The sequence below is a fragment of the Yoonia tamlensis genome (genome assembly GCF_900115105.1).
GTDB classification, from domain to species: domain Bacteria; phylum Pseudomonadota; class Alphaproteobacteria; order Rhodobacterales; family Rhodobacteraceae; genus Yoonia; species Yoonia tamlensis.
Window position 1 is genome coordinate 2,032,893 of sequence record NZ_FOYP01000001.1, and the last position, 20,989, is coordinate 2,053,881.

General features: G+C 57.7%; 24 protein-coding genes. 9 read left to right on the forward strand and 15 right to left on the reverse strand.

Annotated elements, in window-relative coordinates; all coding sequences use genetic code 11:
- Nucleotides 1–42: 42 nt before the first annotated feature.
- Nucleotides 43–357 (reverse strand): DUF1272 domain-containing protein, encoded by a 315-nt coding sequence (locus tag BM320_RS10415; RefSeq protein WP_090199674.1) that lies wholly within the window; start codon nt 355–357, stop codon nt 43–45.
- Nucleotides 358–439: 82 nt separating this feature from the next.
- A complete protein-coding gene (locus BM320_RS10420; RefSeq protein WP_090199677.1) occupies nt 440–1,825 on the reverse strand; it encodes a multicopper oxidase family protein in 1,386 nt (461 codons plus the stop codon).
- Nucleotides 1,826–1,973: 148 nt separating this feature from the next.
- Between BM320_RS10420 and BM320_RS10425 the strand changes: the two genes are divergently transcribed.
- The 3 genes from BM320_RS10425 to recR all read left to right on the forward strand — a co-directional run bounded on the left by BM320_RS10425 (nt 1,974) and on the right by recR (nt 4,803).
- Entirely contained in the window at nt 1,974–3,725 is a 1,752-nt protein-coding gene (locus BM320_RS10425) for a DNA polymerase III subunit gamma/tau (protein ID WP_090199679.1), read from the forward strand.
- Nucleotides 3,726–3,789: 64 nt separating this feature from the next.
- Nucleotides 3,790–4,134, forward strand: a complete 345-nt coding sequence (locus BM320_RS10430; protein ID WP_090199681.1) for a YbaB/EbfC family nucleoid-associated protein — start codon at nt 3,790–3,792, stop codon at nt 4,132–4,134.
- Between the two features lie 75 nt (nt 4,135–4,209).
- Nucleotides 4,210–4,803 carry a recombination mediator RecR gene (gene recR, locus BM320_RS10435; protein ID WP_090199683.1) on the forward strand — a complete coding sequence of 198 codons (594 nt, stop codon included), beginning with the start codon at nt 4,210–4,212 and terminating at the stop codon, nt 4,801–4,803.
- Here the strand turns inward: recR and BM320_RS10440 are convergent.
- Nucleotides 4,800–5,663: a LysR family transcriptional regulator gene (locus BM320_RS10440; protein ID WP_311135499.1), complete on the reverse strand. Its 864-nt coding sequence runs from the start codon at nt 5,661–5,663 to the stop codon at nt 4,800–4,802. The two genes, recR and BM320_RS10440, sit on opposite strands and share 4 nt — an antisense overlap.
- Before the next feature lie 141 nt (nt 5,664–5,804).
- On the opposite strand from BM320_RS10440, the gene BM320_RS10445 reads away from it, so the two are divergent.
- On the forward strand, nt 5,805–6,425 hold the full coding sequence (locus BM320_RS10445; RefSeq protein ID WP_090200567.1) for a class I SAM-dependent methyltransferase: 621 nt from the start codon (nt 5,805–5,807) through the stop codon (nt 6,423–6,425).
- Nucleotides 6,426–6,477: 52 nt separating this feature from the next.
- Here the strand turns inward: BM320_RS10445 and BM320_RS10450 are convergent, their stop codons facing one another.
- Nucleotides 6,478–7,230, reverse strand: coding sequence for a DUF1013 domain-containing protein (locus BM320_RS10450; protein ID WP_090199687.1), 753 nt, complete (start codon nt 7,228–7,230; stop codon nt 6,478–6,480).
- A gap of 136 nt (nt 7,231–7,366) precedes the next feature.
- On the opposite strand from BM320_RS10450, the gene BM320_RS10455 reads away from it, so the two are divergent.
- Nucleotides 7,367–7,996: a ribonuclease T2 family protein gene (locus BM320_RS10455; protein WP_090199689.1), complete on the forward strand. Its 630-nt coding sequence runs from the start codon at nt 7,367–7,369 to the stop codon at nt 7,994–7,996.
- Nucleotides 7,997–8,049: 53 nt separating this feature from the next.
- Here the strand turns inward: BM320_RS10455 and BM320_RS16460 are convergent, their stop codons facing one another.
- On the reverse strand, nt 8,050–8,364 hold the full coding sequence (locus BM320_RS16460; RefSeq protein ID WP_207496871.1) for a hypothetical protein: 315 nt from the start codon (nt 8,362–8,364) through the stop codon (nt 8,050–8,052).
- Nucleotides 8,365–8,463: 99 nt separating this feature from the next.
- Nucleotides 8,464–9,264 (reverse strand): hormone-sensitive lipase, encoded by an 801-nt coding sequence (locus tag BM320_RS10465; protein WP_090199691.1) that lies wholly within the window; start codon nt 9,262–9,264, stop codon nt 8,464–8,466.
- Nucleotides 9,265–9,327: 63 nt separating this feature from the next.
- Here BM320_RS10465 and BM320_RS10470 point away from each other — a divergent pair, with 63 nt between their 5' ends.
- Nucleotides 9,328–10,806 carry an NAD-dependent succinate-semialdehyde dehydrogenase gene (locus BM320_RS10470; protein WP_090199693.1) on the forward strand — a complete coding sequence of 493 codons (1,479 nt, stop codon included), beginning with the start codon at nt 9,328–9,330 and terminating at the stop codon, nt 10,804–10,806.
- Between the two features lie 42 nt (nt 10,807–10,848).
- Here the strand turns inward: BM320_RS10470 and BM320_RS10475 are convergent, their stop codons facing one another.
- Both BM320_RS10475 and BM320_RS10480 read right to left on the reverse strand, forming a co-directional pair.
- Complete coding sequence (locus tag BM320_RS10475; RefSeq protein ID WP_090200569.1) at nt 10,849–11,280, reverse strand: c-type cytochrome; 432 nt, start codon at nt 11,278–11,280, stop codon at nt 10,849–10,851.
- A gap of 180 nt (nt 11,281–11,460) precedes the next feature.
- Complete coding sequence (locus tag BM320_RS10480) at nt 11,461–12,597, reverse strand: helix-turn-helix domain-containing protein (RefSeq protein ID WP_165615029.1); 1,137 nt, start codon at nt 12,595–12,597, stop codon at nt 11,461–11,463.
- A gap of 142 nt (nt 12,598–12,739) precedes the next feature.
- Here BM320_RS10480 and BM320_RS10485 point away from each other — a divergent pair, with 142 nt between their 5' ends.
- From BM320_RS10485 to BM320_RS10495, 3 genes are all read left to right on the forward strand, one after another.
- Entirely contained in the window at nt 12,740–13,429 is a 690-nt protein-coding gene (locus BM320_RS10485; RefSeq protein ID WP_131802385.1) for a hypothetical protein, read from the forward strand.
- Between the two features lie 85 nt (nt 13,430–13,514).
- Nucleotides 13,515–14,051, forward strand: a complete 537-nt coding sequence (locus BM320_RS10490; protein ID WP_090200571.1) for an RNA polymerase sigma factor — start codon at nt 13,515–13,517, stop codon at nt 14,049–14,051.
- Nucleotides 14,048–16,081 (forward strand): vWA domain-containing protein, encoded by a 2,034-nt coding sequence (locus tag BM320_RS10495; protein ID WP_090199699.1) that lies wholly within the window; start codon nt 14,048–14,050, stop codon nt 16,079–16,081. The genes BM320_RS10490 and BM320_RS10495 overlap by 4 nt, the downstream gene beginning before the upstream one ends.
- Nucleotides 16,082–16,090: 9 nt before the next feature.
- Here BM320_RS10495 and BM320_RS10500 read toward each other — a convergent pair whose 3' ends face one another.
- From BM320_RS10500 to BM320_RS10530, 7 genes are all read right to left on the reverse strand, one after another.
- Nucleotides 16,091–16,321 (reverse strand): DUF2798 domain-containing protein, encoded by a 231-nt coding sequence (locus BM320_RS10500; protein WP_090199701.1) that lies wholly within the window; start codon nt 16,319–16,321, stop codon nt 16,091–16,093.
- Between the two features lie 231 nt (nt 16,322–16,552).
- Nucleotides 16,553–17,236 (reverse strand): helix-turn-helix transcriptional regulator, encoded by a 684-nt coding sequence (locus BM320_RS10505; RefSeq protein WP_090199703.1) that lies wholly within the window; start codon nt 17,234–17,236, stop codon nt 16,553–16,555.
- Complete coding sequence (locus BM320_RS10510) at nt 17,236–17,601, reverse strand: VOC family protein (RefSeq protein WP_090199706.1); 366 nt, start codon at nt 17,599–17,601, stop codon at nt 17,236–17,238. The genes BM320_RS10505 and BM320_RS10510 overlap by 1 nt, the downstream gene beginning before the upstream one ends.
- A 59-nt stretch (nt 17,602–17,660) precedes the next feature.
- Entirely contained in the window at nt 17,661–18,092 is a 432-nt protein-coding gene (locus BM320_RS10515; protein ID WP_090199708.1) for a glyoxalase superfamily protein, read from the reverse strand.
- The gene (locus BM320_RS10520; protein WP_090200572.1) at nt 18,089–19,456 is read right to left on the reverse strand and encodes an MATE family efflux transporter; all 1,368 of its coding nucleotides are present in this window, start codon (nt 19,454–19,456) and stop codon (nt 18,089–18,091) included. Before BM320_RS10520 ends, BM320_RS10515 begins: the two co-directional genes overlap by 4 nt.
- Nucleotides 19,457–19,631: 175 nt before the next feature.
- Entirely contained in the window at nt 19,632–20,381 is a 750-nt protein-coding gene (locus tag BM320_RS10525) for a hydroxypyruvate isomerase family protein (protein ID WP_090199710.1), read from the reverse strand.
- A gap of 27 nt (nt 20,382–20,408) precedes the next feature.
- The gene (locus tag BM320_RS10530; RefSeq protein ID WP_090200573.1) at nt 20,409–20,984 is read right to left on the reverse strand and encodes a DUF1285 domain-containing protein; all 576 of its coding nucleotides are present in this window, start codon (nt 20,982–20,984) and stop codon (nt 20,409–20,411) included.
- Nucleotides 20,985–20,989 lie beyond the last annotated feature (5 nt).

Genomic DNA, 20,989 nt, shown 5'->3' on the forward strand with positions numbered 1-20,989 from the left:
GCTGTTGCTGTCGCATGGGCGTGATTTCGCGGACCGGCAAAACTAGCGATCCTTCTCTGCCACGTCGCGCAGTTTACGGCTGAGCGCATCGACCTGATCACGCGTCCAACGCGAATGCTTGCGCACCACGCTTGCGGGTTGATTTGCCAATCCCAGCTTGGGCTGATCGTGATAGGCGTTCTTTGGCCGGATCGGGCGCGCGACAAATCCGCCGCCACAGGTTGGACACACGTTGTGCAGAACATGCGCGACGCAATCTGCGCAATAAGTACATTCATAGCTGCATATCCGCGCTTGGTTTGAATCAGGCGGCAGATCCTTGTCACACCATTCGCAATTTGGTCTTAGCTCAAGCACAGCAATAATCCTTTCCTTCGGTCATCGGCAACATCTTCGCTTTATTGAATAACCTCAGAAGATTAGTCGCAATTCGGCGGCCCTACCCCAAAACCCGAATAAACCCGGCCAGCCCCGTCTTTTGGTGTTCGATCACATGGCAATGAAACGCCCAATCGCCGGGGTTGTCCATGACCATGGCAATTTCGATGGTTTCTTCGCGCAGCAGCAGCGCCGTATCTGTCCAGTTGGATGGCAAGACCCGTTTGTTGGATGAAATCGGCCGGAAGGTCATGCCGTGCAGGTGGATCGGGTGGTCATTGGGGCTTTCGTTGCGTAGCCGCAGCACCACGTTTTCGCCCTTTTGGAATGTCGCCAAGGCGGGCGTGTCTTCTGCGGCATCCCCCTGCCACGGGGTGCGGTTGATCGACCAGAACGCATAGCCAAGCGACCCGCACAGCCCGTCCACGGGCGGCCCGCCTTCGGGCGTCCAGCCAAAGACGAATTCTTCAACACGCGGTGCGGTCAGGTCAGGTTCTGAAACCCGATTCGGCAATAGCTGCGGCGCGTCAGCCAGCGCGCGCCCAAGGTTTGCACCAACGCTGCGCAATTGCGCCAGCGCACGCGGCCCGCCTGGCGCGTCGGTCAGCACAGTGACTTCGGCGCCTTCTATGTCTGGCATTTTCAGGACAATTTCAGCGCGTTGTCCGGGGGAAAGGATCAGAGGCTTTTCAGCGCTCGGAAATGGCACCGGTTCACGCAGCGGATGCCCGTCCATCGCGATCACAGCACCCGCAGCACCCGCGACGATCATCTTGTAAATCCGCGTCGTATCCGTCGCCACAAGCCGCAACCGCACCAGCCCGCCAGTCGGCACATCATGCAGATCAAGCTGGTTCCAATTGGCGGTCATAACCGTGCCAAAAGTGCCTGATCGCGCAGCCCCCCGCGCAGTCCACAGATCGATGAATTCGCCCGCGCTATTCAGACGGAAATCGCGCAGGTTCAAAACCACTTCGGAGTCGAATTCCAGCGGATCAGCCTCGTCCACAATCAACACACCTGTCATGCCCCGCGCCATTTGATCCATCGTCATGCAATGCGGATGATACCAATAGGTGCCCGCGTCCGTGGGGGTGAATGCATAGCGAAATGTCTCGGCTTCGGCGATAGGAAACTGGGTCAGATAGGGGACGCCGTCCATCGCATTTGGCACCCGCAACCCATGCCAATGCATCGCCGTGTAATCGGGGGTGGCATTGGTCACATCAATCGCAAATGGTTGGCCTTGCCGCATGCGGATCACCGGCGGCGGCGCATCGGCAAAGGCGGATACCATGCCCTGCGTCGGTACGTCCAATACCGCATAGCTCGCGGGCTGGATGGTCAGGCTTTGTACGGCAGCTACGGCCCGTCGCGGCCAAAGCCCTGCGGCACCAATCGCGCCGCCCCCCATAACGCCCATAAATCCACGCCGTGAAATCGCCATCTTCAAACGCCTTTATTACTGTCGCGCACAGATATGCACCGCCCGCACCCAAAGCAAAAGGCGCAGCATGGTCGCAGTCAAAGCGGTGGACCTTCGCGCCCTGCCCGCTTAGGCTGGCGCGGATAGAATCCACACCCCAAAGGCCCCCATGACCGACACCCCCGCCTACCAAGTGCTTGCACGTAAATACCGGCCTGAAACCTTTGCCGATCTGGTCGGCCAAGACGCGATGGTGCGCACGCTCAAGAATGCGTTCGCGGCGGACCGGATCGCGCAGGCGTTTATTATGACGGGCATTCGCGGCACCGGCAAAACCACCACGGCGCGGATCATTGCCAAAGGGATGAACTGTGTCGGCCCCGATGGCACTGGCGGGCCAACGACCGATCCTTGTGGCAAGTGCGAACCATGCCGCGCGATCATGGAAGGCCGCCATGTTGACGTGATGGAAATGGATGCCGCGTCGAACACAGGCGTGGCCAATATCCGTGAGATCATCGATTCTGTGCATTACCGCGCTGCCTCTGCCCGGTACAAAGTCTATATCATCGATGAGGTGCACATGCTGTCGACGGGCGCGTTTAACGCGCTTCTCAAGACGCTCGAAGAACCGCCCGCCCATGTGAAATTCATCTTTGCGACCACCGAAATCCGCAAGGTTCCCGTCACCGTGCTGTCGCGGTGCCAGCGCTTCGATCTGCGCCGGATCGAGCCCGAAGTGCAAATTGCCCTGCTCCGCAAAATCGCGGATGGCGAAGGCGCACAAATCAGCGATGACGCGCTGGCGCTGATCACCCGCGCCGCCGAAGGATCCGCGCGCGATGCGACGTCACTACTGGATCAGGCGATCAGCCACGGCGCGGGCGAAACCACCGCCGATCAGGTCCGCGCAATGCTGGGGCTAGCGGATCGGGGCCGTGTGCTTGACCTGTTCGACATGATCCTGCGCGGCCAAGCCGCTGAAGCATTGACCGAACTATCCGGCCAATACGCCGACGGGGCCGATCCGATGGCGGTGCTGCGCGATCTGGCCGAGGTCTGCCATTGGGTCAGCGTGATCAAGATCACCCCCGAAGCCGCCGAAGACCCCACCATCAGCCCCGATGAGCGCACGCGTGGTCAGGCGATGGCCACCGATCTGCCAATGCGGGTCCTATCGCGGATGTGGCAAATGCTGCTCAAAGCGCTGGAAGAGGTCGCGATGGCCCCCAACGCGATGATGGCCGCCGAAATGGCCGTAATCCGGCTGACCCATGTTGCCGACCTGCCCACACCTGATGAATTGGTGCGCAAACTGCAAAACGCAACGCCGCCGCCCGGCGGCGGGCCATACGGCGGACGCCCTGCCCCGTCTGGCGGGACGACTTCGGCCATGTCACAGACCCCTGCGCCAACGCATTCAGGCCCAAGTGGCCCGTCAGCATCCGGCGCGCAAGCGGCTGTGGCCTTGGCGGATGATGCCTTGCAACATTACGCGCGGTTCGAAGATGTCGTCGCGCTGATCCGCTATCAACGCGATGTGAAACTTTTGGTCGAGGTCGAAACCGGTCTGCGGTTGGTCAATTACCAACCCGGACGGATTACCGTGAACCCGACCGATGACGCCGCAAAAGATCTGGTCGGGCGGCTTGGATCGCGGCTGCAGACATGGACCGGCACGCGCTGGGTCATTTCGGTCACAACCGACGCAGGCGCGCCCACAATCGCCGAGGTCCGCGACGCCGATGAGAACGCCCTGCGCGCATCAGTTCAAGAACACCCGCTGGTCCAAGCCGTGATTAAAGCCTTCCCCAAAGCCAAGATCAGTAAAATCCAGACCGAGGCCGACAAAGCCCAAGACGCGTTTGAGGACGCATTGCCAGAGGTGGACGACGAATGGGATCCCTTCGACGAGGATTAAGTGCCGCGTTGCCAATCGCGCGCGCAGCCCATATCTGAAGGCAAACAAGACAGGAGAGAGCACGATGCTCAAAGGATTAGGTGGTCTTGGCGATATGGCCAAGATGATGAAACAAGCCCAGGAAATGCAGGGCAAGGTGGCGCAGATGCAGGCGGACCTTGAAAACATCATGGTCGAAGGCGTCAGCGGCGCAGGGCTTGTCAAAGCGACGGCAACCGCCAAGGGCGAGCTTAAGGGGCTGGATATTGATCCATCCATCTTTAACGGCGATGAAAAAGAAGTGGTCGAAGACCTGATCTTGGCCGCAATCAAGGACGCCCAAGCCAAGGCCGCCGAGCGCAGCCAGCGCGAGATGGCCAAAATGGCCGAGGACATGGGCCTGCCTGCCGGCATGAACCTGCCATTCTAGACGCGATAGAGTTTTCGCGAAAATTCAATGGAGCGAACAAATTTCGCGAAATTTGTTCGTGACAGCAGGAACCCCATGACCAACGGCACTGATGATCTTGATAACCTGATTGCGCTGATGGCGAAACTGCCGGGGCTTGGGCCCCGTTCGGCGCGCCGTGCCGTGCTGCACCTGATCAAGAAACGCGGGCAGGTCCTTGTTCCCTTGGCCGAGGCCATGCATCGCGTCGGCTCAACCGTGCGCGAATGCCTGAACTGCGGCAATATCTGCACCGCCGATATCTGCGATATCTGCCAGTCCGATAAGCGCAACATCGGCCAAATCGCCGTGGTCGAAGATGTTGCCGATCTATGGGCGATGGAACGCGCGCAGGTGTTCAAGGGGCGCTACCATGTGCTTGGCGGTACATTGTCGGCGCTTGATGCCATAGGGCCGGATGAATTGCGCATCCCGAAACTTTTGGACCGCGTCAAATCCGAAAACGTCACCGAAGTAATCCTTGCCCTTGGCGCCACAATCGACGGGCATACGACAGCGCATTATATCGCCGACCAGCTGACTGACATCATGGTAACATCGCTGGCCCAAGGTGTGCCTGTGGGTGGCGAACTGGACTATCTTGATGATGGCACCATCACCGCTGCCCTGAACGCACGCAAGGCGCTTTAATACTGGGGCAGCTTGCCCAAAGCATCGGCAAGCGCGTCGTACACAATCCGGATCCGGCGGCTCGTATGCAGCTCGCGGTGCGTCGCCAACCACATCGGAAAGCGTAGCGGCTCCATATCCGGCAGGATGTGTTCAACATCCGTGACACTGGGCCAGATCCCGTTTGGCATGGTCGTGATCCCCAAGCCCGCGCGCATCAGTTCCCACATCACCACACCATTGTCGGCGGTATAGCGTATCTGCGACGGTGTCAGATGAATGCCCTGCATCTGCAGGTATGTGACCAGCTCCTCGCGGTCACCAACGCCGATAAAATCGTGACCGGCAAGATTGCCCAAAGCCTGCGGGCGGCCTCTTTCATCTAGGTAGCTTTTGGCGGCAAATAACCCTGCTTTGTGATGGCCGATCAGGCGCGCGATCAGGTCAGGCTGGGTTGGGCGCACGTTACGCACGGCAATATCGGCATCACGACGGGTCAGGTCCTCGATATGGTTGCTGGCGATAATGTCGATCTCAAGCCCCGGCGCGGTGCGGCGCAGGGTTTTCAAAATCTGTGGCAGATAGGCGGCGGCGAACAGGTCACTGGCGGTTACAGAAACACGCCCCGAAACTGATTGTGACTGGCTCGTCGCGACCATCGAAATCCGGCTGGCGGCATCCCCCATGACCTGCACATGTTCCAGCAAATCCTGACCGGAATTGGTGATGACCAATGTCTTGCCAACGCGTTCAAACAACATCACGCCCAGTTCCGCCTCGAGCGCGGCAACCTGCCGGCCGATGGTCGGCTGCGTTGACCCAAGTGCACGTGCCGCGGCACTAAGTGATCCTTCTTGCGCGGTCGCCAGAAACGCGCGCACTTGATTCCAATCAAAAGATATTGCCTGCCAGTTCATACATATATGTATATCGAAACGCCATTATTTGGCAATTCATATACGATCGACACCGATATAACCTGCGTCCAAGTTTCCGAACCACATTCAGATAGGATTATGACCATGGCTTCTGCCAGCTTTTGGGACAAGGCCGCGCGCAAATACGCGGCCCGCCCTGTACCCAGTGAAACCGCCTACCAAGAAACACTGGCTCGCACCCGCAATTACCTGTCAGCCCAGGACCATTTGCTCGAGATCGGTTGCGGCACCGGCAGCACCGCGCTTTTGCTTGCGCCATTTGTCGCAAAAATCACCGCAACGGATATTTCAGGGGCGATGCTTGAAATTGCCGAGGCCAAGCGCGAGGCGGGTACCCCTGCAAATATTCGTTTCTTGCAAGTCCCCGCAATGAAGCCGCTGGCAGATGCGCCGTTTGATGCGATCTGCGCGTTTAGTATTCTGCACCTTCTTGATGATCTTCCCGCATCGCTGGACCATCTTTACGGGCAGTTGAAACCCGGCGGTTACCTGATTTCCAAAACGGCCTGCATCGGGGAAATGAACCGTGCGATTCCGGTCGTGATCCGCGTGATGCAAATGTTCAAAAAGGCGCCATTTGTGAACAGCTTTACCGTGGGTGAACTTGAAAAATCGATCGCACGTGCCGGATTTGAACTGGTCGAGACCGGGTATTTTGGCAAAAACAGGTCCGCGCGCTTTGTCGTCGCCAGACGGCCCGCATAAAAAAAGCGCGGGTCCCAAGACCCGCGCCATCAATCAACCAAAATGGCTGAGATCAATCGTTGTCGTCGCTATCGGGCAGGTTAAAGAAGCTGTCGGCGTCGGATACGTCGCGCTTGTCTTCAGCCTCTTCGTCTTCGTCACCGCGCGGATCCGACAGGCTAAATGTCTCGAGCCCTGACAGGGACGAAGGCATTTTCGGCTCTGGCTCCATGCCCAGCGACGTTTCGGTGCTGACCAGCTTGCGCCGTTCATCATCGGTCATCGCACCACCTTCGGCAGCCTTTTTCGCATTGGCTTTTTGCACGGCAGCGTCCAGCTCGGACTGTTTGCACAGGCCCAGCGCAACCGGATCAATCGGTTCGATATTGTTGATGTTCCAGTGGGTGCGCTCGCGGATTGCCTGAATGGTCGGTTTGGTGGTGCCGACAAGTTTGCTGACTTGGGCGTCCGACAATTCGGGGTGGAATTTCACCAGCCAATAGATCGACGCTGGACGGTCCTGACGTTTTGACAGTGGCGTATACCGCGGGCCGCGGCGCTTTTCCTCGCCTGCAGATGCAGGGTTGAACAGCAGTTTCAGCTTGTGCTGTGGGTTGGCTTCGGCCTTGTCGATTTCTTCTTGGGTCAGTTGCTTGTTGGCGATCGGGTCAAACCCTTTGACGCCGGCAGCGACGTCACCGTCAGCGATGCCTTGCACCTCAAGCTCGTGCAGGTCGCAAAATTCTGCGATCTGTTTGAACGTCATCGTCGTATTGTCGCAAAGCCACACAGCCGTTGCTTTGGCCATAATCGGTGTATTGGACATCTTTCATCTCCTGCGTATTTTCAGACAAGCCTTTCCCGCGCCCTTAAACTGGGCAGACTGTAATCACAGCCGGGTTCGCATTGTCGGGGAACTTGAACCCTATATAGTGACGCAAACAGATTTAGGAAAGATCAAAATGCGCAGGCTTTTCGCCCTTCTCATGCTTGTTGCGGGCGCGGCCCATGCCGATGATACCGCCGGGGAATTCGACTATTACGTTATGGCGCTGTCGTGGTCCGCCAATTGGTGCGCCATCGAGGGCGATGCGCGCGGCGCGCAACAATGCAAAGCCAACGCGGATTACGGGTGGATATTGCACGGGCTTTGGCCACAATATGAACGCGGATATCCGGCCAATTGCCGCACCACACACCGTGCGCCATCACGCAGCCAAACCGCTGAAATGTCTGATATTATGGGCAGCGCGGGGCTTGCGTGGCACCAGTGGCGCAAACATGGGGTTTGCACCGGACTAACATCTGATGACTATTTTGCGCTGTCGCGTCTGGCCTATGACCGGCTAGTCCGCCCGCCGGTTTTTCGCAGGATCGACCGCGATATCACCGTGCCTGCGCAGGTCATCGAAGACGCATTCCTCGCCGATAATCCGGGGCTCTTGGCGGATCAGATCACCATCACCTGCAAAGACAGCTATATCCAAGAAGCCCGCATTTGCCTGACCCGCGATCTGGAATTCCGGACATGTGGTCCGGACGTTATCCGCGATTGCACATTGCGGGACGCGCGGTTTGCACCGATGCGCTGAAACAAAAAAGGCGCCCGCATCGGGCGCCGATTTTTGTGGAAATTGATTCGCGCTCAGGCGCCCGGCATTGCGGGTTCTTGTTCTGCCATCATGGTGCTGCCGTCCTTAAGAACAATTGCGCCACGATCATCTTGACAGCGCGGTGTGCCATCGCGGTTCAGGCGCGGTGTCATGTACCCTTCAAGGCCGTCATCGATGTACCAGTGCTGGCACCCGTCAGGATCAACCCAGATGTTTGCGACCCCATCGGCCAGCGGGCCGCCGTCATAGCCACCATCAGTGATTCCATTCCCGTCACGGGTCGTTTCGCAGCCTGCCAAAACCATCGCGACTGTCGCCGCTGTAAGCATCTGCAATGTCGTTTTCATCTTCATCTTTACCCTCGCATCGGCAAAACCTGCCGTACTTTGTTACAATACACTGTATTGAGATTCCATAAATGCCTTAGCACCTTGATATTTATGTGACTACCCGATGGGCGCTACGTGTATTTCCTCATAACAAACTGCGCGTGTCAACGCGCCTATTGGGTCAGATAATCCTTCAATTATGTTAAAATGATGTTTGCCATGTTCAAGTATCAACCCGCAGCCCCAATATTTCGCAAGATATTGCGATTGCTCAATAAAAACAGGCCTTTCATCTGCCCCGACCCATATTTCGACCTTGCAGGCGGGTGCAGGCATATTAAGCGGACTTTGCGCGTGTGCCTCTTGGGCATCCAACCCAAGATCCGCATTCATTGTGGTCCGGCACAATGGTGTCAAATCTGCAACGGGTGAGATGGGAAAAACCCCCGTAAGACGCGATTTCCACGCCGCATTTGGCCCGATTGCACCGATGCGCGCGACCAGTTGCGCCCCCGCAGAATGCCCTGTCAGCCGAATCGGGCCGGACACACGCTGTGCGACGACCGAAACCGCGCTGGCAATCTGGTCGCCGATCTGGGTGATCGTGGCCTGCGGGCATAGATCATAAGAAGGTATCGCAACCGCCCAGCCCAGTGCCAGCGGTCCTGCGGCCAGATGCGACCAATAGGATTTGTCAAACATCCGCCAATAACCGCCATGCACAAACACGACCACACCGCGCGCAGGCCGCACCGGATGGAACAGGTCAAACCGCAGCCGTGCACCCGCGCCGTAAGGGATATCCGGTTCATGTCGGGCGCTTGCACGAAACTGTGCGGCCTGCGCTGCCCATTTGTCGGGATAGCGTGCGCCATCCGCAATATAGGCCGCATTTGCGAATGCATCGTCGAATTCCATCTTTCCCCCTTTACGCGGCCGCGCCCGAAGGTTCAGATGGCGCAACAAATGACGGAGCCTACCATGCTTGATAATTCAACCAACCTAAAATCAATACTCAAACGGCCTGACCTGCTGTGCGAGGCCGCATTTGTTGCGGGTGACTGGGTGGCAGCCCAAGGGCGCGCCTCTTTTGCCGTGACTAACCCCGCGCGCGGCGATGTCATCGCAAATGTGCCCGACCTTAACCGTGCCGAAGTTGCCAATGCCATCAAATCAGCGGAAGCGGCGCAAAAACCCTGGGCCGCGCGCCCCGCAAAGGAACGCGCGCAGATCTTGCGCAAATGGTTTGATCTGCTGATGGCCAACCAAGAAGACCTTGCCGTGATCATGACTGCCGAACAGGGCAAACCACTTGCCGAGGCTCGGGGCGAAGTCGCCTATGGGGCATCCTTCATCGAATGGTTCGGCGAAGAAGCCAAGCGCGTCTACGGCGAAACCATCCCCGGCCATATGGCTGACAAGCGGATCACCGTGATCAAGCAACCCATCGGCGTGGCCGCAGGAATTACCCCGTGGAATTTCCCGAACGCGATGATCGCACGCAAAGTGGCCCCCGCACTGGCCGCGGGTTGTGCCTTTGTGGTGCGCCCCGCGTCGCAAACGCCCCTATCCGCACTCGCGATGGCGAAACTGGCCGAAGAAGCAGGTCTGCCCAAGGGGCTGTTTTCTGTCGTGACCTCTGAAGACGCTGCCGGCATCGGCAAGGAATTTTGCGAAAACCCCATCGTGCGCAAACTGACCTTTACCGGTTCAACCGAAGTCGGTCGCATTCTGCTGCGTCAGGCCGCCGATCAGGTGATGAAATGCAGCATGGAACTGGGCGGCAACGCGCCGTTTATCGTGTTCGATGACGCCGATCTGGATGCCGCCGTCGAAGGGGCAATCGCGTGCAAGTTCCGCAACAACGGCCAGACTTGCGTCTGCGCCAACCGGATTTACGTGCAAAAAGGCGTCTACGATGCCTTTGCCGCGAAATTCGCCACCGCCGTCAACGCATTGCGGGTCGGTGACGGGCTGGCCGATGGCACAACGCTTGGCCCGCTGATCGAAGCCAAAGCAATTGATAAGGTCCAAAGCCACCTTGACGATGCGCTGGCAAAGGGCGCCACTGTGCTGACCGGCGGCAAGCCGCATGATCTGGGCGGGCTGTTCTTTGAACCCACCATCATCAGCAACGCTACAAAAGACATGACCGTCAGCACCGATGAAACCTTTGGACCCTTTGCACCGCTGTTCATGTTCGAAGACGAAGACGACGTGATTTTCCAAGCCAACGACACGATCTTTGGTCTGGCATCCTATTTCTACGCCAAAGACCTGTCGCGCGTCACCAAGGTCGCCGAAGCGCTGGAATACGGCATTGTTGGTGTAAACACCGGAATCATTTCGACCGAAGTCGCGCCATTCGGCGGCGTCAAACAATCCGGCCTTGGCCGCGAAGGATCATCGCACGGCATCGAAGATTACCTTGAGATGAAGTATATTTGCGTGGGTGTCTAAAGACTTGCGCACGTCAGGGGCACAAAGCCCCTGATACCCCACCTAATTGATTCCGTTCGCCCGCTGGAGCGTGCGGACATACTCCACGATCATCGCAACATCACCGCGGGTAACGCCATCAAGGGCTGGCATATCGCCAAATGGCCAATGATGGCTCGGCACGCCCAGCGCTGCGGCCCGTTGAAAACTCTCATCGCCATGATGGCCGGGTTCATAGATCACATGCACCAAGGGCGGCGCTACGCCATCCTGCCCAGCGGCATTTGCGCCATGGCAGGCCGCACATATTGCATCATAGGCCCGTTTGCCGAGCTGCGCATTCTCCGAAAGAGTATCAGGCAGGACCACTTCTACGAGTGCGGCGCCGACAGCATCACTTTCAACGGTCTGAACGCGCGTGTCCGCATTTAAGAATCCAACATAGGCAAACGTGGCGATTGCGACGACTGCGCTTGTGGCGATGAATGGCTTCATAATGACCTCTTTTCCGATTGTTGGATCCGCTTTACGGCTTCCAGCCAATGGAAGGTCAAACGATAATAGGCGGGTGCAAGAAATATTTTCGTCGCCCGACCAATGATTGGCCTTTAGCCGCATTCAATCAAATGTGACGCGTTTGATTGGATGCGGCTGCAAATGGCGATTGACAGGTTTTCAGCCCGCGAGGACGTGCGCGGCGCGATAGGCTTTGGGTGTCATGCCCGTTTCGCGTTTGAATGCCTTGTAGAAAGTTGACCGCGAGTTGAAACCAACGTCTAGCGCAACGGTGAGCACCGATGCTTCACCCGCTTTGATCCGCGGTTTTGAGGCCTCGATCCGCCAGCGCGCGACATAGTCAAAGAAACTGACCCCGATCTCTTGATTGAGCGTTTGTGACACTTGATTAGGCAGCGCACCCACATGCTGCGACAGCTTTTGCAACGTCAAGTTGGGTTCGAGATAAAGCGCATCTTTTTGCATCGCCTTCGCAATACGGTCGGCCAGTTTTGCCGCGTGGTCAGCGGTTAACGCAGAGCGGGCATATTTGAGGTCTGGCGCGTCGGCTTCGCCCGCTATGTTCAGATCTGGCGCTTTGATTGGCGCGAAGATGTTCAGCACCAACAGGCCGCTGGCGATCAACGTCAGAAGCAGTTCCTTAGCGAAATAACTGCCTTCCGCAAAATTTTCATCCGCGAGCGAAACCGCCGCCGCAATCCAGATCAATATCAGTAAAACCATCACCGCATCGACCCAGCGTAAATCACGTTCTGCGACATCCGAATAAAGCTGTCTAATATATGCGCGATAGGTCGCAAGGTGGCGCAGGATCGCGACAAGGTAGGCGAAAGACGCAAACATCCAGACCAGAAGCAACACAAAGGTCACAAGCGCAAGTGCTGCGGGCAACATGCCCGGAGGCAATTCGCCCAGTATGAACATTTCCCTTTTAGCTTGCGCGGGGAGGGTCCAAAAACCAATGCAGACCACAGCCCCAATCAATGGCAGCGCCAGATCCCGCCAAAGCGTTTGCACGGTTGGTGACGCCCTGGATGTCTTGGCGATGACGTAGTAGTAAAACGCTGGCGGCAGTACCAGCAGCATGACCAGCAACAGCGGCATGTAATTGATCACCGCAAATGCCGCGAAAGTTGCGATAAGCGGCAGCGCGATCATCCCGATGAACGCGACGTAAACAATCCCGAGGCTGCACCTTTCAAGCAGGCTGCCTTGCCGCAGCACAACGGCAAGAAGCCCGGACAGCGCAATGCCAAGGCACAGCCCGGCGAGGGTCAAAACAGCAGCGTTTTCCATTCCCTTTGATAGACTGGTTTCAACAGCGGCATCAACGCAACCCATCGAGCAAAACAAAAATGTCCGCGCCGTCATGCGCGGACGACACGACATTTTGTACTGCGCATAACCGGACAAAACCAACACCAAGACAGGACACGTTATGCCTACTCCAGATATCATCGCATTGATTGCACATGTAACGCTCGGCACATTGGCCGTCATTGTGGGCGCGATCGCGCTCGCATCACGCAAAGGACGCAAAGTTCATACTAACGCGGGCCGCGTGTTTGTCGTAAGCATGGGGGCGGCGTCTGTGCTCGGCGCGGTTCTTGGCGCATTGAAGTATGAAACCTTTTGGATCACGTTCCATGCGGGTATTCTTGGGGCAACGTTGGTCTCCAGCGGCGTATTGGCGGTGCGCATCCATGCGCATGGCATAAAGAAATGGTTCATCGCGGTCGCCGGGCTAAATTTCCTCAACGCGTTCAGCCTTTTCATTGCGGGCTGGTATGCCACGACATTGCCGAACGCATATCTATTTGGCTTCGCGGCAGAGGATTACTTTTTCCTATTCGGCATGGCGGCCATTGCAGGCGTTGGCGATATTCGCATGATTTTTGGCGCACAGATTTCAAACAGACAGAGGATCGCCCAGCATCTTTTGCGCATGTGTATCGGTTTCTTCATTGCGGCGGGATCAGCATTCACCGGACCGGGTGCATCGGCCTTTCCCGAAGTGGTGCAAAATTCGGGTATTTTGTCACTGCCGGAACTCGCTATCATAATCTTGATGCTGTTTTGGCTTTGGAAAACTCTGCGCCGCCGCCCGACGTTGGTTGCGCGTCAATAGCGCATTCGCCTACATCGGCGGACAACAGACAGAAATTCCCGCCAAGGATTGACCATTGGCCCGCGTCCAACCAATTGTGATGCGTATGACAACCAGTGACGAAGATCTCGCAGCGGCGGCTGCAAATGGCGATGGGCAGGCTTTTGCGAGCCTGCTGGATCGCCATTATGATCGGCTGTTTGCCTTTTGCTTTCGGCTGACCGGTGCGCGGGCCGAGGCTGAGGATCTGACGCAAGATATCTGCGCCGCCCTTCCCGCGAAACTGGCCAGTTACCAACGCCGCGCCAAGGTCACGACATGGCTTTACCGTGTGGCGGTGAATGCCGCGCATGATCGCCGCCGCAAGCGCGCGACCTATATGAAAGCGACCACTGGCTGGGGCGATTGGGAAATTGCACGCACTGAAACGAACAAAGACACCGCCGAACAGGTCGACTGGCTGACCGCCGCGATGAACCAATTGAATGACGACCTGCGCGACACACTTGCGCTTGTGCTTGATGATATGACCCACGCCCAAGCTGCCGATATTTTGGGCGTGTCCGAGGGCACAATCAGCTGGCGCATTTCCGAAGCCAAAAAAGCCCTGCGCGCAATCAAAGAAAAGGAGGACGCGCTATGACAGACGACCTCGATGATCTCAAATCCATGATAGATGCCGCCACCCCGCGCCCAGATGCCGCGCGCCGCGCCGCGAACCTCGCGCTTGCGCAGAAAAATTTCGACGACCTCCAAGGATCGCGCCAGCAGCCGCGTCCTACCCCTGTAACCGGGCGCAATCGCCTTTGGACAGGAGTAACGAATATGCTGAATACACTGACATCTAAAGCGGCACTGACAACAACCACGGCCATCGTGGCCTGCGGGTTTCTTGTGCTGACACCGGCGGGCCAAGACCTGCTAGCCCCGCGCGAACATGATTTCGGCGCAACGCCGATCCCTACGGCAGAACAGGCAGATACATTGCAAACCAGCGACGAAGAAGCCGCGTTTGACGACACGGGCCTTGGCGCTGCGCGATCAGGCACCGCCGAATTGGCCGCAGCCGAAGCAGCCCCCAAAGACCTGATGGCCGAAACCAACGCCCCTCCACCGCAACCAACCGCACGGGCCGCACTGCGCGATGATGCCGCGCTTGCTGATGATCTGGATATGATCATCGTGACAGGCCCCGTTATGGCCGAAGAAATCAACCGCGCGGCCCCCGCCGCCCCCGCGCTCGGCCTTGTGGCACCCGAACCGCAACCCGTGATCACGCAGGCTGACACCGAATCCTATGCCAATGCGGAACCGAACCCGCTGAAAATAACTTCTGAAGATCCGGTTTCGACCTTTTCAATCGATGTCGACACGGCGTCCTATTCCGTTGTGCGCTCATCCTTGTCACGCGGGCATCTGCCCCCCGCAAATGCGGTGCGGATCGAGGAAATGATAAACTATTTCCCCTATGCCTACCCCGCCCCCGAAGATGACAGCCCGTTCCGCACGACCGTGTCCAGCTTTGAAACACCGTGGAATCCGGACACGCAATTGGTGCATATCGCGCTGCAAGGGCAGATGCCTGCGCTCGACGACCGGCCGCCGCTGAACCTTGTGTTCTTGATCGACACATCGGGGTCGATGAATGAACCCGAAAAACTACCGCTGCTGAAACAATCCTTCCGGATCATGCTTGACCAGTTGCGCCCCGAAGATCAGGTCGCAATTGTGGAATATGCGGGCAGCGCGGGGCAGGTTCTGGCCCCCACCGCCGCATCGGACCGCGCGACCATTTTGCAAGCGCTGCAATCGCTGGGCGCGGGCGGGTCGACCAACGGGCAAGGCGGGCTGGAACAAGCTTACGCTGTGGCCGATACAATGGCCGAAGATGGCGAGGTCAGCCGCGTGATCCTTGCCACAGATGGCGACTTTAACGTTGGGATCAACAATCCCGACGCGCTCAAGGATTTCATCGCCGGCAAACGCGACACGGGCACTTATCTGTCCGTGCTGGGGTTCGGGCGCGGCAATCTCGATGATGCGACGATGCAGGCGCTTGCCCAAAACGGCAACGGCACGGCGGCGTTTATTGATACTCTATCTGAGGCGCAAAAAGTGCTGGTGGATCAGCTTTCCGGCGCGCTGTTCCCGATTGCGGGTGACGTCAAAGTGCAGGTCGAATTCAACCCGGCCCAAGTCGCCGAATACCGGCTGATCGGCTATGAAACCCGCGCGCTGAACCGCGAAGATTTCAACAATGATAAGGTTGACGCAGGGGAGCTTGGCGCTGGCCATACGGTCACCGCGATCTATGAAATCACGCCCGTCGGCAGTCCCGCGCAATTGTCTGATCCGCTACGCTATGCGCCCAACTCCGTTGCGGCCTCGTCGGATGAATTGGGCTTTGTCAAACTACGCTATAAGGCACCGGGCGAAGACACCAGCCAGCTGATCGAAACCGCGATCACAGGCCAGAGCAACCCCGACACCGAGGCCAATTTCGCCGCCGCCATCGCAGGGTTCGGGCAGTTGCTGCGCGACGATAGTTACCTTGGTGATTGGGGCTATGCTGACTCCATCGCACTGGCCAACGCCAACCGCGGTGACGATAATTTCGGCTACCGGACCGAGGCCGTGCAACTCATGCGGCTCGCGCAAAGCCTGTCGGAATGATCTAATGGTTTAGCTTGGTGGCCGTGTAATCGCGGCTACCAAGCGCCGCGTGATGGGTGCTGCAACTAGGACGGCGGGAAAGGCTACAAGCCATGCTGATACCCATGATCCCATCCAGAGGCTTGCGAATTCAGGAACCATCCCAATCGCCCGAAACGTTGCGATCGCGGTGACTAGCAGGGACATCATGCCTGACAGTAGGAAACCAAATAGAATGGGGGCATAGCGTTGTGGAATCATCTAGTGCTCTCCTGAAACCGATAGGGATCAGTCCCATTTTCCGGCTGCGTATTCAAGATCACTGCGCACACGTCCGCCTGCGTCTGAAGCGCACATGTGTCAATCTTTAGTAGACTAGGCACCGGCCGAGCGGACCGAGACAACCTCTGTTTCGCGCGACCATGCCGTTGAACTGGCTGGGCTAGCGGCTGCCACCTTTACGCCAAACACCGATGCCCGACATGTAGCCCCTCAACGCTCGTACGCCTTACACTCCATAAAATCCTTGAGCGTTTGGCCTTTGGCGGGGCGGAACGTGCCTGCGTCTTCGACCGCGACGATCCGGTCGAGCCGGAACATCCGGAAATCATCCCGCAATTCGCACCAGCAGACGGCGGTCCAGACTTTGCCCCAGAACCACACGCCGAGCGGGCGCACGGTGCGGGAACTGGCCGCGCCATTGCCATCTTCGTAGCTTATCGTCAGGCGCGTGTGCGATGTAGCGGCCTCTTCAAACTGGTCGATATGATCGCGCCAACTGCCGCCGTGCCAAGGGGCGGCAACGGTGTGGACATTGACTTGGCCGATTTTACGCCGTGCGGTATCGGGTAGGACGGTGTCGATCTTCACGAGCGCCTCTTGCGCGGCGGCGGACATCTTTGTGCCGCCCCACGTTTGCAAAATCCGCGCGCCCGCGACCAGCGCGACGATTTCTTCCTCGGAAAACATCAAGGGTGGCAGATCATAGCCGTCGCGCATCAGGTATCCGATGCCAGCCTCGCCATCAATCGGCACGCCGGACCCGATCAGATGCGCGATGTCGCGGTAGATTGTGCGCGGCGTGACCTCGAGCCGTTCGGCCAATTGCGCCGCCGTGGTGAGCCGACCACCCCGTAGATACTGCAGTATCTGGAAAAGACGGTCGGCCCTGCGCATTATTTCGCAGGCTCAAACAGCCCAAGCGAATTGCCGTCCAAGTCTTTGGCATAGGCAAACCGACCAGGCGGAATTGTAATCACGGGGCTGACGACCGCACCACCCGCAGCGGTGCAGCGTTCCATTGCGGCCTCTAGCGTATCAGGCACGGCAAGGTGGATTGTATTGCCCCCATCCGCTGCCGGTTTGCCCGGATAGATATGCCCGCCGACGGCATTCATATCGGTTCCGAAATTCGCCATAGGGTTGGGGCCGGAATTGTCGATAACCATCTGATAGCCAAAGACATCATTATAGAAGGCCACTGATTTCTCCATGTCGGTTACGGGTACTTCGGTCCAGACAACAATTGCATTATTTCCCATCGTTCATCTCCTTGTTTGCGATGTTGATGGCCCCTTTAACCATACCCCTACTGACAGCGTTATGTCAGCAGGTTTTCAGTATCCAAAACAAGATGCGGCACACCGTCGGATGTGCGTTCTTTTGAATAGCCATCCGGCCCGATGGTCGCTGTGACCCTGCTGCGCATGTTTTGGAAACTGGTAAAACACACCGTATCCACCGGATGATCGAACTGGATTTCCAGCGTCACAAAGCCCGCGCCAATTTCGCGCGTGCGGATGATTTCGCCTTGAAAACGATGCCCAAGATAACGCCCGCCGACCCGCGCACCGGCCGCCAGTGATTGGAGCGGCTCGGCAATGATTGCGGCATGCAAACTGTTCCAATCGCGAAAACCGTATTTCTTTGCAATCTGTTCCAGCGCCTGCGCGTGGCTGATCCCTGTGGTGCCCGCGCGCAGCGATTTGGCCTGCGCTTTGGCGTCTTGCAGCCTTGGAAGTTGTACGGTCATTGTGCGACCTCCTGCATGTTTGATTGCATCCTTCGCTGCGCGACGATCGCAATTGTCAGTAATAGAAGCAAGATTTCAGAAACCGGCCCCGCGTACCATATCCCCGGCTCGCCCATGAACCTTGGCAGCGCAAAGGTCAGCGGGATCGCAAAGAGATAGGGTTTGGAAAGCCCCAAGATGGCAGCGCGCGTGGCGTCCCCGATGGTCTGGAAATAGCTGGCCATCATCATCAGCGGCCCCATCAGAAAAAACACCACCGCCATAACCGGAATGATCCGCGCGACCTGCGCGATGACGGCGGCATCCGCCACAAAAGCGGCCCCAATCTGGGCGGCAAAGCTGGTCACGATGATCTGCACAACGACACAGTAGACAAACGCTGCAATCAACGCGATCCGCAGCGACCGCCCCGCCCGCGCCCATTGTCCGGCCCCATAATTGTTGCCCGTGATTGATTGCATCGCAAACGACAGCCCCAGCATAGGCAAATAGGTAAATGTCACCACCCGTGTGATGATCCCGTAGGCCGTGACCGTTTCGGCGTAATGCGGCGTTTGCACCATTTGCAGCGTGGCCATAATCGCGGCGGACCCAAGCGCGAGACCGGTGAAATTCAGGCTTTGCGCCGCGCCAAGGGCCAGCATCCGCAACCAGCCCTGCCCCCAAGAAAATCCGCGCAGCACCTCGATCGGCAGCGGGGTTTGCCCGCGCGCCCGAAACCCCATGATAATGGCCAATGCCACGCATTGCGCCAGCCCCGTGCCAAAGGCCGATCCGGCAACGCCCAAATGCAGCTTGGCAATCAGCACATAGTTGAACGCAATATTGACCAGTGACACGAGCAGGCTCATCGCGGCCATAAACCCGACCCGACCTTCGTTGCGCAAACCGTCGGAATTGACCGAAAGGATAAACATCACCGGCGTGAACCAGACCGTGATGCGCAGATATGTCAGCCCCATTTGCGCAAGCGCAGGGTCCGAGGCGGCAGAAAGCTGCGCTATTTTGGGGCCAAACAGCGTGGCCAGTACAATCAATATACCTGCCACCGACAGGGCCAACCCATGCGCGCCCACAAATGTTGCGCGCGCCTGCGTGATACGCCCAGCCCCCAAATGCCGTGCAAGGATGCTCGACATGCCGCTGGAGACAAGCGTCGCGCAGGCGGCGATCAGCATGTAGATAGGAAACATCAACGTCACCGCGGCCAAGGCCTGCGGCCCAACGTAATGCCCCAAGAAAAGCGCATCCGCGACCGTCAGCGCCCCGTTCATGCCCATCACAAAAATGATCGGCAATGCGGTCTTGATATACAAACGGCCCAATGCGCCCGTCAGAAACTTGTTTTGTGGGATGTCAGACATGCCCATACTCCTCAATCCGAAGATCGCGTCGATTTAGGATGGGCACCCGCGTTACCATCCGCGCGAAATGCGGAAGGGAAATATGAAATCATGCGCTAAACTTCACCAAGACAGATGTCAGCGGGTGGCAGGCGTTAGCGGCCTGCGCGTTGCATAGCGACCCAACGAAATTCGGTCAAGTAACCCACTGACATCCTGCTGCCGTTTCGCCGCGCGGCTTGTATTCACCGCTGATCCAGCCCTGATAGCCATCTTTGGCAAGTTGTTCAAAAAACGCCGGATAGTCGATTTCACCCGCATCGGGTTCAGAACGGTCTGGGGTTTGCGCAACCTGCACATGCGCCGCAATACCGCGCATAGCCTCCCATGTTGCGAACACATCACCGGTGATTTTTGCAGCGTGATATGCATCAAATAACAAACGTACATTGGGCGCATTTATCATTTTAAGGACCCGTGCGGCGCGGTCAAAATCATGCAGGAAATAGCCGCGCATATCGCCGCGATTGATCGGCTCTATCAGCAGGCTTTGCTTGGGCACCTGTGCGGCAGCCCAAGACAGGTTTTCAATGTAAACCGCTTCGGCTTCTGGCCCGTCTGCAACCCCTGCCATGATATGCAAATGCTGCGCGCCCAGCGTTTTGGCATAGCGCGCGGCACGCATGAAGTCGCGCTGGAACCGTTGTTGCAATGCAGGCACCGCCGCCCAACCGGGTTCGCCGCCTGTGTAATTTGGCGGCGGGCAGTTGATCGACACCATCGTCAATTCATAGCGCGCCAGCGCGTTCACGATATCTTGGGCGTTCACGTCATATGGGAACTGCACCTCAACCCCGTCAAAGCCCGCGTCTTTGGCCGCGCCAAAGCGTTGCAGGAACGGCAGTTCCGTGAAAAGCAATGTCAGATTGGCGCAATATTTTGGCATCAATAATGTCTCGTCGGAATTGGTCGGTCAGGCCAGATCCTTGGCCCGCATGATGGGAAAGAAAACACCCGACGACCAGACGCCAAACCACTGCTCGCCTGCATGGGTGGCCTCTTCGCCGGTCTCAACAAGGCGGTAAAAAGATTTACGATCAATTAATGCCTCAAGCGCGGCGCGGATCAGAATATAGGGGCTGGGTTCCCCCGTTTGCGGATCATATGCCACACGGATCGGATGATCTGGGCCTGCCACAGCGGTATCGCCCACGTTGGTCTCAAAAACCAGCGCGTCACCTTTGCGGTTGAAATCCACCGCCACAAAAGGCGCGTCATCAACCGTGATCGTGACCTTTTCAACGGGTGTGACAAGCACATATTCATCGCCATCCTTGCGCAGAATCGTTGAAAACAAGCGCACAAGTTCGGGCCGTCCAATTGGGGTGCCCATATAAAACCATGTCCCGTCCCGCGCGATCCGCATATCAATCGGGCCACAATCGGGCGGATTCCACAAATGCACCGGCGGCAACCCGCCTTTTTGGGCGGCGCGCGCGCTTTGGGCGATGCTTTGGGCGCTTGGTGTCACACTCTTTTGTGTTGCCATTGTTT